The 1292-nt window shown below is 37.5% G+C and carries 1 protein-coding gene; it reads right to left on the reverse strand.

Features of this window, described 5'->3' with window-relative positions; translation table 11 throughout:
* On the reverse strand, nt 1-1017 hold a 1017-nt coding region (locus O9295_RS24735), incomplete at its 3' end, for an RNA-guided endonuclease InsQ/TnpB family protein (RefSeq protein WP_288035954.1).
* Nucleotides 1018-1292: the final 275 nt, after the last annotated feature.

Here is a 1292-nt window from a genome sequence, read left to right on the forward strand (position 1 = left end):
TTTTTGAACTCTCGTCCCACAAACTGAACAATCTTGAGAAGTAAAATGGGGAGGAACAGCAATACAAACAATCCGATAAATCTTGGCAAAAAATTCAAACCATTCGGTGAATTGATACCAAGAAGCATCACTAATCGACTTGGCAAGTTTACGGTTTTTGACTAAGTTTCTTACCTTTAAAACCTCATAGACTACCAGATCATTAGACTGGACTAACGCCAAAGCGTCTTTAATCGCTTTGTCTTTACGTTGTCTTGACACTTTAAGATGAAGCCTAGCTACTTTTATCCGTTGCTTGTGATAGTTTTTAGACTGTTTCTTTCCTTTGCGAAATCGTTTTGATAATCTCCTTTGTGCTTTTTTCAGTCGTTTTTCTGACTTTCTTAAATAACGGGGATTCTCTACGGTATTGCCTTGAGCGTCGGTATAAAACTCTTTTAAACCTAAGTCAATTCCTGTTATTTGTCCCGTTGGTTTATGGTATTCTTGCCGTTCTACGTCAATTAAAAACTGGCAATAATAACCGTCAGCACGTCTAACAACTCTTACCCGTCTAATCTGTTGTTCTGAATAATAAACTAAGGTTTTTTGACTACACCATAAATCAAATTCTCCTGCTTTAAAACCATCGGTAAACTTGATTTTACGTCGATTATCAGATAGTTTGTAGCCTGTTAGTTTATACTCAACGGAACGACTATGCTTTTTAAACCGAGGAAAACCCTTTTTCCCAAGTATCTTAGCATGACAATTCTGGTAAAACTTACTAATTGATTGCCAGGCTCTATCAGCAGCCGATTGACGTGCTTGTGAGTTTAATTTATTAACCCATGGTGTCTCTTTATTGTTAGCTAGTACCGAGCAAAGCTTTTGGAGATCATTCCGGGTTGTACCCTTATGATCCATCCAATAACGAACACAAGAGTTACGCACAAACTGAGAAGTTTTGATAGCTTCATCAAGCCGGTGATATTGTTCTGGTGTCCCGTTTTTTAACTTGGCTTCTACGACTAACATCTAACAATTCTCGACCATTGGTTAAGTAGATTATAACACAGTTTGTCCACAGATGGTAGTATTAAAATCGTGCTTCGCAGTTAATATCCTGGTCGGATTTCCACGCCAATTCAAAAATGAAACGCATCAACCTTAAGAGTTGACAAAGAAAGGCTCATCAGGTACTGTCTGATCATTAACAAAAACAAATCAGACCCAAAAATGAGCCGAAAACATCTTAACATAGAACAAAGAAACTTGCTCTACCAACTTAGTCAGGAGGGAAATTTATCTCA

Origin of the sequence: Microcystis sp. LE18-22.4A (assembly GCF_027531105.1) — a bacterium.
GTDB classification, from domain to species: Bacteria; Cyanobacteriota; Cyanobacteriia; order Cyanobacteriales; family Microcystaceae; genus Microcystis; species Microcystis aeruginosa.